Origin of the sequence: Paraburkholderia sp. J63 (genome assembly GCF_905220245.1) — a bacterium.
GTDB lineage: Bacteria > Pseudomonadota > Gammaproteobacteria > Burkholderiales > Burkholderiaceae > Paraburkholderia.
This window is the reverse complement of the sequence record NZ_CAJMZF010000007.1, coordinates 215,852-227,524: the sequence shown is the minus strand read 5'-3', so window position 1 is coordinate 227,524 and position 11,673 is coordinate 215,852. Positions and strand designations below refer to the sequence as shown.

General features: G+C 65.6%; 10 protein-coding genes. 9 read left to right on the top strand and 1 reads right to left on the bottom strand.

Translation table 11 applies throughout. The features are described from left to right. Positions 1-175: 175 nt before the first annotated feature. Together U5775_RS10815 and U5775_RS10810 are read left to right on the top strand one after the other, a co-directional pair. On the top strand, positions 176-820 hold the full coding sequence (locus tag U5775_RS10815; RefSeq protein ID WP_322058128.1) for an alpha/beta hydrolase: 645 nt from the start codon (positions 176-178) through the stop codon (positions 818-820). Between the two features lie 298 nt (positions 821-1,118). Continuing rightward, positions 1,119-2,207 carry a rod shape-determining protein gene (locus U5775_RS10810; RefSeq protein WP_322058127.1) on the top strand — a complete coding sequence of 363 codons (1,089 nt, stop codon included), beginning with the start codon at positions 1,119-1,121 and terminating at the stop codon, positions 2,205-2,207. Between the two features lie 121 nt (positions 2,208-2,328). On the opposite strand, the gene U5775_RS10805 is transcribed toward U5775_RS10810, so the two are convergent. Beyond that, positions 2,329-2,730, bottom strand: a complete 402-nt coding sequence (locus U5775_RS10805; protein ID WP_322058126.1) for a hypothetical protein — start codon at positions 2,728-2,730, stop codon at positions 2,329-2,331. Between the two features lie 386 nt (positions 2,731-3,116). On the opposite strand from U5775_RS10805, the gene gltA reads away from it, so the two are divergent. From gltA to U5775_RS10770, 7 genes are all read left to right on the top strand, one after another. Then, positions 3,117-4,418 (top strand): citrate synthase, encoded by a 1,302-nt coding sequence (gltA, locus tag U5775_RS10800; protein WP_322058125.1) that lies wholly within the window; start codon positions 3,117-3,119, stop codon positions 4,416-4,418. Positions 4,419-4,651: 233 nt separating this feature from the next. Continuing rightward, positions 4,652-6,922 carry an amylo-alpha-1,6-glucosidase gene (locus U5775_RS10795; protein ID WP_322058124.1) on the top strand — a complete coding sequence of 757 codons (2,271 nt, stop codon included), beginning with the start codon at positions 4,652-4,654 and terminating at the stop codon, positions 6,920-6,922. A gap of 90 nt (positions 6,923-7,012) precedes the next feature. Beyond that, on the top strand, positions 7,013-7,258 hold the full coding sequence (locus U5775_RS10790) for a hypothetical protein (RefSeq protein WP_322058123.1): 246 nt from the start codon (positions 7,013-7,015) through the stop codon (positions 7,256-7,258). A 170-nt stretch (positions 7,259-7,428) separates the two neighbouring features. Next, positions 7,429-8,589 carry a porin gene (locus U5775_RS10785; protein WP_322058122.1) on the top strand — a complete coding sequence of 387 codons (1,161 nt, stop codon included), beginning with the start codon at positions 7,429-7,431 and terminating at the stop codon, positions 8,587-8,589. 82 nt (positions 8,590-8,671) lie between these two features. Then, a complete protein-coding gene (locus U5775_RS10780; protein ID WP_322058121.1) occupies positions 8,672-9,499 on the top strand; it encodes a DUF6708 domain-containing protein in 828 nt (275 codons plus the stop codon). 35 nt (positions 9,500-9,534) lie between these two features. Next, a complete protein-coding gene (locus U5775_RS10775; protein WP_322058120.1) occupies positions 9,535-10,395 on the top strand; it encodes a MurR/RpiR family transcriptional regulator in 861 nt (286 codons plus the stop codon). Positions 10,396-10,595: 200 nt separating this feature from the next. Continuing rightward, positions 10,596-11,651 (top strand): C45 family peptidase, encoded by a 1,056-nt coding sequence (locus U5775_RS10770; RefSeq protein ID WP_322058119.1) that lies wholly within the window; start codon positions 10,596-10,598, stop codon positions 11,649-11,651. Positions 11,652-11,673 lie beyond the last annotated feature (22 nt).

The window sequence follows — 11,673 nt, the reverse complement described above, 5'->3', positions numbered from 1 at the left end:
GGCCGCGCGCGGCGCGGTTTGTTACGCCTGGCTTTCGTTTGGCCGGTGTGCATGCGCGTGCGGCAAGGGCAGCGTATGCTTGCGGCTGTCGCGTTTGCTGCAGCGCGATGCCAGGCGCGCGGCGCTGAATGAGGCGGGTTGGCAAGTCGGAGATACGGCGGAGAGGATCAGGACAATGAGCTGGAAACAATTCGATGGTGGCTGGCGTCTCGCGCCCGCCGAAGGTGCGGCGCGCGCGCTCGTCGTGTTGCTGCACGGGGTGGGGAGCAATGCGCGCGATCTGATGCCGCTCGCGGACGCCTGGCGCGACGCGCTGCCCGGCGTCGCCTTCGCCTCGCTCGACGGCCACGAGCCGTTCGACGGCGGCTTCGGAGGCCGCCAGTGGTTCACGTTGCGCGACGTGAACGAAACGAACCGCACCGCGCGCGTGGCCGCCGCGGCGCCGATGCTGGAAAAGCGCCTCGCCGACGAGCTCGCGCATTGGGGCCTCGGCCACGACCGCCTCGCGCTGGTCGGCTTCTCGCAGGGCTCGATCATGTCGCTCTATCTCGTGGCCACGCAGTCCGAGGGGGCGGCGGCCGTGGTCGCCTACGCCGGGCGCCTCGTTACGCCGGTCGTCGCGAAGAGCCGCACGCCGATCACGCTCGTGCACGGCGAGGACGACGAGGTGATTCCGGTGCTGGAGCTCGAGCGCGCCGCCGCGGCGTTCAGCGACGCAGGCTTCGCCGTGGCGGCGTTTGCGTTGCCGGGCGTCGGCCACACGATCACGGCGCAGGGCGCGATGCTCGGGCGCGACGCGCTGGTGCGGGCGCTGGGGTAGCGCGGGAGCGGGAAGGGCGCGCGCCGCTAACGTGCGTCACTAACGTGCGTCACTAACGTGCGTCACTAACGTGCGTCACTAAAGTCTTGGGCGATGCTGCCGTAAACGGAACGAGTGGGCCGTCATGGCCTCTTGCGCCCGGCGCGCGGCATTGCACCCAGTTCGCAGCGCTGCACCATCCGCAATGTTGAGCCGCTGCTGTCGCTGGCTGGTCAAACGTTTGCCGCCGCCGGGGTCGATTTCCAGGGCGCCCCGCCGCCAGGCGGACCACCGACCCACCACGACGAACAACGACGACATGGCCCGAGCCGCGCGGCACGCTTCGCTTCTGCACCGGTTGTCCCGCCCTCGCCACGATGTGGCGATCGATCTGGGCACCGCCAATACGCTGATCTATACGGAGGACGGCGGCATCGTGCTCGATCAGCCCTCGGTGGTTTGCCGCGCGCGCGGCGCGGCTGCCGGCCAGGGCCGCAAGGGCGAAGAAATCGCCGTCGCCGCGGTGGGCGCCCAGGCGAAGGCCCTGCTCGGGCGCGCGCCGCAGAACCTCGAAACCGTGAAGCCGCTCGTGCACGGCGTGATCGCCGACTTCGCCGCCGCCGAGCAGATGATGCGCCGCTTCGTGGCCATGGCGCGCCCGCGCCGCGCCTTCGGCCGGCGCCCGGCGTTCACGGTATGCGTGCCGGGGGCCGCGACGCGCGTGGAGCGCCGCGCGATTCGCGACGCCGCGTTCGCGGCCGGCGCGGCGAGCGTGAACCTGATCGGCGAGTCGCTGGCCTCGGCGCTGGGCGCGGGGCTGCCGGTCGCTTCGGCAACGGGGTCGATGGTCGTCGATATCGGCGGCGGCACGACCGAGGTGGGCGTGATCGCCCTGGGCGGCGTGGCGTGCAGCGGTTCGGTGCGCGTGGGCGGCGATCAGTTCGACCGCGCCATCATCGAGCACGTGCGCGGCCTCTACGGGGTGATCCTCGGCGAGCAGAGCGCCGAGCATGCCAAGAAGACCATCGGCAGCGCGCTGCGCGGCGAGCCCATCGGGCGCCTGCGCGTGACGGGCCGCAGCCTCGAAGACGGCCTGCCGCGCACCGTCGAGATCACGAGCGAGGACATCGCCGATGCGCTCGCGTTGCCGCTGCGTCAGGTGTTTGGCGTAGTGCGCCAGGTGCTCGAACAGGCGCCGCCCGAGCTCGTCAGCGATATCGCCGATACCGGCATCGTGCTCGCGGGCGGCGGCGCGCTGCTCGGCCGTCTCGACCAGTGCCTGGCCGCCGAGCTGGGCGTGGCGGTGCGCGTGGCCGACGCGCCGCTGACCTGCGCTGTGCGCGGCGCGGGCGCGGCGGCGGCGGGTGCGGTGTTCGCGGGCCAGCCGGACTTCTGCGCCTGCGATTGAGGGGGATTGAGCGGCGGCTGGGCGAAGACGCGGCCAGGCGAGCCTCCCATGCAAAGCGGCCACCCAGGGTGGCCGCTTTCACAGGACTCCAGAAGTATCGCAGTCCGAATTTAGCGCTTGCTTACTCGCGGCCGTGCGCGTGCGCGTCGAGCTTGTGCTCGGCGGCTTCGCCCACGAGGCCCGCGTAGTACAGATGCACGCCGATGGCGAGCGAGTCGTTGCGGATCTCGTGGAAGGCCTTCCATGCCTTCACCGGATCCTTGAACACGAGGTAATGCGCTTCCTGCGAGACGAGGCGCGCGACTTCGTGCAGGCCGTGGCCGTGCAGGGCGTCGACGAGCGCGTCGAGGCTGCGGTGCGTGCGCGCGTCGGTGCGCGGGTAGAGCATGTGGAGGACCGCCACGCGTTCGGACGCGAGTGCCGCGGAGAGCGCAACCACGATGTCCTGGTGATTGAGCGCGGTGACGATGGCGTCCTGTGCAAGTTCGTCTTCTGCGAACAGGGTGTCGATCGAGATGTTCATCTGTTCATTCCTTACGTTTTGCTTTAATCGCGTGCGGCGAAAAAAATGACCCGCCAAAGAAGGCGGGTCGGTTTACAGCCATGCGGGTCGACAGGGGAAGTCGTTGCATGTCAAGCAGTATCTCAGAGCAACGCTGATCCATGTTGCGCTGCAGTGGCAAAATATTGTTGCATAAATCAGCGTTAAGGAAGCTGCAAGCATTCAATGTTGCTAGCCTGAATAGGCATTGTTGCCGGGATCGCTATCAATCGATGGTGCAGTGCGCCGTAAAATGCGTCAAGTGGTCGCGGAGAAGCCGGCCTGAAACATTCAGGTCGGCATCCGGGCGGCGGCGCTGCCTGTTGCGCCTCTTGTGAGGCGAAGGCAAATCAATGCAAGGACAAGACATGATCGATTCGAAGACACACGCCACACTCACGATCCCCGGCCACGCCGAAGGCGTTCAGCTACCGGTCTACAAAGGCACGATGGGCCCGGACGTGATCGACATCCGCAAGCTCTATGGCCAGACCGGCATGTTCACCTACGACCCCGGCTTCATGTCGACGGCGTCGTGCAATTCGGCGATCACCTATATCGACGGCGACAAGGGCGAGCTGCTCTATCGCGGCTATCCGATCGACAACCTCGCGCAGAACGCCGACTTCCTCGAGACCTGCTACCTGCTGCTGAAGGGCGAGCTGCCGACGCAGAAGCAAAAGGACGAATTCGTCTCGATGGTCACGAACCACACGATGGTTCATGAGCAGATGCACTTCTTTTTCCGGGGGTTCCGCCGTGACGCGCATCCGATGGCGATTCTGGTGGCGGCGGTCGGCGCGCTGTCCGCGTTTTATCACGACTCGCTCGACATCAACGAGCCGACGCATCGTGAAGTGTCCGCGATCCGCATGATCGCCAAGCTGCCGACGCTGGTCGCGATGGCGTACAAGTACAGCATCGGCCAGCCGTTCGTGTACCCGCGCAACGATCTCTCGTACAGCGCGAACTTCATGCAGATGATGTTCTCGACGCCGAGCGAGACGTACAAGGTCAACGACGTGCTCGTGCGCGCGCTCGACCGCATCCTGATCCTGCACGCCGATCACGAGCAGAACGCCTCGACTTCCACCGTGCGTCTCGCGGGCTCGTCGGGTGCGAACCCGTTCGCATGTATCGCTGCGGGCATTGCGTGTCTGTGGGGCCCGGCGCACGGCGGCGCCAACGAAGCCGCGCTGAACATGCTCGAAGAAATCGGCTCGGTCGACAACATTCCCGAATTCATCCGCAAGGTGAAGGACAAGAACTCGGGCGTGAAGCTGATGGGCTTCGGCCACCGCGTCTACAAGAACTACGATCCGCGCGCGAAGCTCATGCGCGAGACCTGCTACGAAGTGCTCAACGAGCTCGGCCTGCACGACGATCCGCTGTTCAAGCTCGCGATGGCGCTCGAAAAGATCGCGCTCGAAGACGAATATTTCGTGTCGCGCAAGCTCTACCCGAACGTGGACTTCTACTCGGGCATCGTGCAGCGCGCGCTGGGCATTCCCACGTCGATGTTCACCTGCATCTTCGCGATGGCGCGTACGGTGGGCTGGATTGCGCAGTGGAACGAAATGATTGCTGATCCCGAGCAGAAGATCGGCCGTCCGCGTCAGCTCTTTATCGGCGATACGCCGCGTGAGGCGAAGCCGGTCTCGGCGCGCTGATGGATTGACGTTGCGTTGACGTTGTTTAACGCCGCCATCGCAACCAACACGGCGTGACGTTTTCACATTGTCACGCCGTGCCCGACGGGCGGGCGCACGTTTGATCGTGCGCCCGCCCGTCGTCGTTTCCGTCATGCCATGATCCTGCTGCGCGGAGGGAACGCACGCGCCTCGTACGAATCTCACGTGAGCCACTACAATCGAGCGAAAGCGAACCGAAGAGGAGGCACACGATGCAGGATCCTGAAGCACTCGGCGGCGTCACCCGCACAAGCGGCGTGGATCATCCCGCTCACGAAACCGATAGCGCATTTATCGCGCCCGAAACGCCCGAGGTCGCCAGCGCCGACCAGCACGTGCTCAAATCGGGCGACACGTTCATCGTCAACGACTCGCTCGGCGACATCACCGGCGTCGACGACGGCCTCTTCGTCAACGACACGCGCGTGCTCTCATCGCTGCGCCTCACCTTCGGCGGCCGCGTGCCGTCGCTGCTCTCGGGCAGCGTGAGCAGCGACAACACCGCATTCACCGCGCATTTCACCAATCGCCCGCTGCCGCCGCTCGGCGGCTCGACCACGCCCGAAGGCGTGATTCACGTCGAGCGCGAGCGCGTGCTCTCGGGCACGATGATGACCGAGGCCATCGAGCTCACGAACTACGGCACCGAAGAGGCCGTCGTGCCGCTTTCGATCTCGTTCGCGAGCGACTTCCGCGACATGTTCGAAGTGCGTGGCCTGAAGCGCGAGCGGCAAGGCACGATCGTGCCGCCGCGCGTCGAGGACGGCGAAGTGCGGCTCGAATACATTGGCCTCGACAAAGTCGCGCGGCGCGTGCGCATCGAGTTCTCGCCCGCGCCCGACAAGCTCTTCGCCGACCGCGCCGACTTCACCGTCGCGCTGCCCGCGCAGGCCTGCGTCTCGCTCTACCTCACGGTGGCGATCGAAGTGGAACCGCTCGCCGGCGCCGCCTCCGACGCGCCGAGCGCCGGCATCATTCAGCCCCCGCATTGCCTCGCGGATGCGAAGGAGCAGCGCGTGGGCCGCGCGGCCGTGCGCGCCGCGCTGGTCGATGCACACATCGTGATGCGCGAGCGTCGCCGCTCGGCCGCGCACGTGCGCTCGAGCAATCCGCTCTTCAATGCGTGGATCAACCGCTCGATCGCCGACCTCGGCCTCTTGACCACGGACCTGCCGACGGGACCGTATCCCTACGCGGGCATTCCGTGGTTCTCCACGCCGTTCGGCCGCGACGCGATCATCACCTCGCTGCAGACGCTCTGGCTCACGCCCGCGCTCGCGAACGGCGTGTTGCGCTTTCTCGCGGCCCATCAGGCGCAGGAGGATTCGGCGTTCCGCGACGCGGCGGTCGGCAAGATCATGCACGAGATGCGCAAGAGCGAAATGGCCGCCACCGGCGAAGTGCCGTTCGCGCTCTACTACGGCGGCGTGGATTCCACGCCGCTGTTCGTCGTGCTGGCGGGCGCCTATGCGGAGCGCACCGGCGACATGGCGTTGATCGACGAGCTCTGGCCCGCGCTCGAACGCGCCGCGGCCTGGGTCGCGGGCGTCTGCGACCGCAACCCGCTCGGCCTGCTCGACTATCGTCGCGAATCGGAAGGCGGGCTCGCGAACCAGGGCTGGAAGGACAGCCACGACTCGGTGTTCCATGCGGACGGACGCTTCCCCGACGGCCCGATCGCGCTCGTCGAAGTGCAGGCCTATGCGAGCGCGGCCTTCGAGACGATGGCGAAGTTCGCCACGCATCGCGGCCTCGTCGAAGAGTCCGCGCGCTATGCGGCCCGCGCGAACAAGATTCGCCGCTGCGTGGAAGACAAATACTGGATGGTGGAGTCGGACTTCTACGGCATCGCGCTCGACGGCCACGGCGACTTGTGCCGCGTGCTCGCGTCGAACGCGGGACACCTGCTCGCATTCGGCTTGCCCGAGTACGAGCGCGGGCGCGCCGTGGCCGGCATACTCGAATCGGCGCTGTTCCATACGGGGTGGGGCGTGCGCACGCTGGCGGCAGGCCAGGCGCGCTTCAATCCGATGGCCTATCACAACGGCTCGGTCTGGCCGCACGACAACGCACTATGCGCGCGCGGGTTCGCGCGCTACGGCCGCAAGGAAGCCGCCGTGCGCCTGCTGCAGGCGCTGTTCGAAGCGGCCGTCACGTTCGACATGCGTCTGCCCGAGCTGTTCTGCGGCTTCCCGCGCCGTCGCGGCGAGCCGCCCACCGCGTATCCGGTGGCCTGCCTGCCGCAGGCCTGGGCCGCGGGCTCGCCGTTCATGATGCTCGAAGCGTGCCTGGGCGTGAGCATCGACGCGGCGCGCCACGAAGTGCGCGTCGAGCAACCGATGCTGCCCGAAGGCATCGACTGGCTCGAAGTGGGGGATCTGCGCGTGGGCAGCGCAGCGGTCACGCTCACGTTCCGGCGCGTGGACGGCAAGGTCGTCGCATCGGCGGATCGCAGCGACGTGAAGGTGGTCGCGGTGCTGTGAGAACCTGCACGTTGCCCGATGCCTTGTCGTTCGCGTTGTTTCTTCGTGAATTCGTGAACGCAGGCGTCGGGCAACGTAATCGGGGCGCCAATGCCATTTGGCGCCGCTTTGCACATTTCAATTGCTTTACGCTTCGCCCCAAAAAGCGGATTAATTCTTTTGCATGCGCTTTTATGGGGCGTGCATTGCACCGCATTCGCCAGTTGTTCTTTCGGCACAACGCCGTATTCAATTTCAACGCAATTTTTATTTTCCGCGCCTTATGATGCGCGTGATCGCTATTTCACACCACCACGCATGACGCTTCGGGCGCGCACGCTGGGCGAATCTGTCTGATCGCCGCGCCAGGCTTGCCGCTGCAAGCGGCAGCTATTCCATTATTGGCAATAATTGATTGCCGATAATGGAATGAATCGCCATTGAAGCGCCTTGATTGCACGCGCATGGCTTTGGTGGAAAGCGCATTCGATTCAATTTATTACCGCCCAAACCCGGAGCCATAAAACATGAAAAAATCGCTAATCGCCCTCGCAATCACCGGCGCGTTTGCCGTCTCGGCACATGCGCAAAGCAGCGTGACGCTGTACGGCTTGATCGACACGGGCCTCGTCTACACCAATAACCAGTTGGGCCACAGCAACTGGCAGCTCAGCAGCAGCGCGACGCAGAACACGGTGTTCGGCCTCAAGGGCTCGGAGGATCTCGGCGGCGGCCTGCATGCGATCTTCAAGCTCGAACAGGGCTTCCTGCTCAATAACGGCGCGCAGGCATTCTCGGGCGACATGTTCGGCTCGCAGGCATGGGTCGGTCTGCAGAGCGACCCGTACGGCACGCTCACGTTCGGCCGCCAGTTCGACGTAATGAACGACCTCGTCGGCCCGCTCACGGCCGAGTTCAATACGTGGGGCGGCAGTCTCGCCGCGCATCCGTTCGAGAACGACAACCTCGCGGCGAACTCGGTCGTCATCAACAACTCGGTCAAGTACGCGAGCCCGACGTGGAACGGCCTCACGTTCGAGACCATGTACTCGTTCAGCAATCAGGCGGGCAACTTCGCGAACAACCGTTCATACGGCTTCGCGCTCTCGTATGCGCAGGGGCCCGTCAACCTTGCGGCCGGCTACCTGCAGCTCAACGGCGCCGGCAACGGCAGCGGCGCGGTCACCACGGGTGATACGAGCGCGAACTTCATCGCGCAACGTCAGCGCATCTGGTCGCTGGGCGGCAACTACACGTATGGTCCGGTCACGGCGGGCCTCGTGTGGAGCCATACGCAGATCGACAACGCGGCGGGCGTGTTCTCGTTCGGCACGGGCACCTATCTGGGCGCCGGCGATGACTCGGCGGGCTCGCTTGCAGGCTCGCTGCGTCTCGACAACTACGAAGCCAATGTGAAATACGCGCTCACGCCGGCGTGGACGGTCTCGGGCGCCTATACGTACACGCACGGTGCGTATAACGGCTCGAACCCGGGCTGGAACACGGCGATGCTGCAAACGGACTACGCGATCAGCAAGCGCACCGACTTCTACCTCGAAGGCGTTTATCAGAACGTGCACGGCGCGCCGCAAGGGTCGGTGCTCTCGCATGCGATGATCAATACGCTGTCGCCTTCGGCGACGGATACGCAGGTGGCGGTGACGGTGGGGATGCGGCACGCGTTCTGATTCTGGGCGCGAGACTGGTGTTTTGATTCGGAGTATTGCGCGCGGCGATTGCCGCGCCGCCGATGCCTACACCGCATTCGGGATGAACGATGTTTATCTCGAAGTCTGCGACGCTTCTTATTCGCAAGTTGGCTGGGGCGTTCTTGCCTTCCTGCTTTGTTTCCCGGCATTTGCTTTCCTCACTGTGGAAGCTGTTCAGAGTGCGATTGTCGATACGCCGGCCATGGTCAAAAGCGGGGAGCAGGGGATGTTCAGTGGCATTATGTGGATTTTCGTCGCAGTTACGGTGCTGTGCTGCGTGCTCACCGTCGTCGTACTGCTCCGCGATTGCTTTAACTACAGGCACAAGGCCGTGCGCTTCAATCGCCAGGCGCGCATGGTGTACGCCTTCCGGCACAACGGGCCGGGAGGCGTTATCGCGGTACCTTGGGACAAGGCGTTTTTCTACCCGCACCGGCTGCCTTCCAACAGCCTGGCCGGGGGAGCGCCAACCCTGATGCGCTGCTTTGTCCTCGACGAGACCGGAAAAAAAATCGTCAACACGTTCAGTTTCGGCGCCCGTGTGGTGAATGGCGCGGACGAGGCCACTCCAATTGGCAAACAGGTCCTCCATCAGGTTCAGGCCAATTTCGAGTTCATCCGGAGATACATGGAGCAGGGACCGGGCGCGCTACCGAAGGTCGAGCGATATCTCCCGCGAGGCCCCTCTCTGCGCGCTTCAATGAGCGTCTGGTTCCACGGTATAGGAGCTGTCGGGAGCGCCAGCGGTGCCATGCGTGGTCTCACCATACTGCTTTCGGGGCCGATATTCCTGCTTTCGATACTGCATTACATCGCGCAACTGACCAGGAATCGTTTGCGACCCACCAGGCGGCCCCCCTCCCGCAACATCCCGCAACACCAGTGGTAACATTTGTTGTCGTCCACCGCCCGTCAGTCATCCGCATGCCAGAAAGCTTCGACCAGCTTGCCGCGCTCATTCGCGCGCGCTTCTCCGAGCTCAGCCCGCAATTCCAGAGCGGCGCGGCGTTCCTGCTCGATCATCCCGATGAAGTGGCCGTCTCGTCGATGCGCAAGGTCGCCGAGCGCGCCCAGGTGCAGCCCGCGTCGCTCGTGCGGCTTTCGCAACAACTCGGCTTTCCGGGCTGGAACGAGCTGCGCACCCTGTTCGTCGCGCGCGTGCGCACGCGTCCCGAGCCGCTTTCGAGCCGCGCCCGCTCGCTCGTCGCGGGCAGCGCGAAGGATGCGCTCGCACGCGATCTGCTGCTTGCCCAGCAGCACAACCTCGAAGCCAGCGCCGCGCACAACGCGCGCACCATGGTCGAGGCCGCGCGCGTGCTCAAGAAGGCGAAGCACGTGCACGTGGCCGGTTTTCGCTCGTGCTACGCGGTGGCGTTCGGCCTCGTGTATGGCTACCGGCTCTTTCGGCCCTCGGTCTCGCTGCTGGGCGGCGAGGCCGGCACGCTCGAAATGCAGTTGCTCGGCATCGAGCGCGATAGCGCGACGATCGTCGTGAGCTTCGCGCCGTACTCGGTCGAAGCCGTGCGCGTGGCCGAGGCGGCGCTCGAAAAGGGTAGCCGGCTGATCGCCATTACCGATAGCGCTGTTTCGCCCATCGCGCTCAACGCCGAAAAAGTGCTGATTTTCACGCACGAAAGCCCGTCGTTCTTCCCGTCGCTGGTGGCCGCGACCGCGCTCACCGAGTCGCTCGTCGCGCATCTGCTCGCGCTGGAGGGGGCGGGCGCCGTGACGCAGCTCGAGCAGTCCGAGCGCACGCTCAATGCGCGCGGCGCCTATGTGCCGTGAGTTTGTGGCATCGGAGCCCAAGCCCGCCTGCGCCTGACCAGGTCTTCGTCCTGGTTGCCTGATTGTGAAGCCGCCCGCGAGGCGGCTTTTTTCGTGCGCGATCATCTCATTTGTTGTGGCAAGAATTTAATTTGACAACATATGTTGTGAAGCGTATAAATCGGGCATCGGCCGTTTCAGGCATTCAGACGAGAATTTCGATGCAGGGACTTAAGACTTTCCGGGGGCCGGCCTCCCGGATGGGCGGCACGCCCGAGGCGATCGGGCAGCGGCTCGGCGCGCTCGCGAGGCCCATCTTCGAAGCCTACATGGCGCAGAGCAGCGCCTGGGCGGCGGTGAGCCGCTGGCGCGGCAGCGCCTTTGCGCAGCAATTGCGCGCGGCGGCCGAGCAGTATTTCCCGGCCTATGTCGCGGAAATCGATGCCATGGCCGCCTCGCTCGGCTGGCCGGCGCACGACCTGTTCCTCTGGAATTGCCGCGGCGAGCTGATCCATAACGCGCCGGATGGCTGCACGACGCTCGCGGTGCGCACGCCCGAGGCCGGCCTGATCGCCCATAACGAAGACGGCGATCCCTGGCTGCGCGGGCGCTGCGCCGTGGTCGAGATCCAGCCCGAGGGCAAGCCCGGCTTCGTGAGCTTTTACTACCCCGGTTCGCTGCCCGGTCACACTTTCGCGGCGTCGCACGCGGGCATCGCGCAGGCGATCAACAACGTGCGCATCCGCGAGCCGCGTGCGGGCGTGCCGCGCATGATCCTCGCGCGCGCCGTGCTCGATGCGGCAACGCTCGCCGACGCCCTGGCCATTCTGCGCGACACACCGCGCGCGAGCGGCTTTCACCATACGCTCGGCGGCGTGGATGCGTCGGGCGAGGTGCGCGTCCATAGCGTGGAGGCCACGGCGCAGCGCACTTCGATCGTCGAAGTGGGCGCGCCTTCGGGGCACGCGAACCATCTGATTCACGCGGGTTGCGAGAGCGAGGCGCAGATCGTCACCGATTCGTCGCGCGACCGCCAGGCGCGGCTCGCCGAGTTGTTGCCCGCGCTTGGCGTGCGGCCCTCGGGCGAGGCGCTCGTGCGCACGCTTCAGGACCGCGCGGGCGCGGGCCTGCCGATCTACCGCGACGACCCTCGCGACCCGGACGACGAAAACACGCTGGCCACGGCCTGTATGCGCGTGGAGCCGCGTGGCGTGACCTTCGACGTCTGGCAGAACGGCGTGCACGCACTGGGCCTGCAGGTAGCGCGCGGCGGTTGAGGGCGCAGCCAGTCCCGGCGGC

Coding starts and splice junctions, on each gene's coding strand:
- U5775_RS10815 (WP_322058128.1), top strand. CDS start 176: ATGAGCTGGAAACAATTCGATGGTGGCTGGCGTCTCGCGCCCGCCGAA.
- U5775_RS10810 (WP_322058127.1), top strand. CDS start 1,119: ATGGCCCGAGCCGCGCGGCACGCTTCGCTTCTGCACCGGTTGTCCCGC.
- U5775_RS10795 (WP_322058124.1), top strand. CDS start 4,652: ATGCAGGATCCTGAAGCACTCGGCGGCGTCACCCGCACAAGCGGCGTG.
- gltA (WP_322058125.1), top strand. CDS start 3,117: ATGATCGATTCGAAGACACACGCCACACTCACGATCCCCGGCCACGCC.
- U5775_RS10780 (WP_322058121.1), top strand. CDS start 8,672: ATGAACGATGTTTATCTCGAAGTCTGCGACGCTTCTTATTCGCAAGTT.
- U5775_RS10790 (WP_322058123.1), top strand. CDS start 7,013: ATGCCATTTGGCGCCGCTTTGCACATTTCAATTGCTTTACGCTTCGCC.
- U5775_RS10770 (WP_322058119.1), top strand. CDS start 10,596: ATGCAGGGACTTAAGACTTTCCGGGGGCCGGCCTCCCGGATGGGCGGC.
- U5775_RS10785 (WP_322058122.1), top strand. CDS start 7,429: ATGAAAAAATCGCTAATCGCCCTCGCAATCACCGGCGCGTTTGCCGTC.
- U5775_RS10775 (WP_322058120.1), top strand. CDS start 9,535: ATGCCAGAAAGCTTCGACCAGCTTGCCGCGCTCATTCGCGCGCGCTTC.
- U5775_RS10805 (WP_322058126.1), bottom strand. CDS start 2,730: ATGAACATCTCGATCGACACCCTGTTCGCAGAAGACGAACTTGCACAG.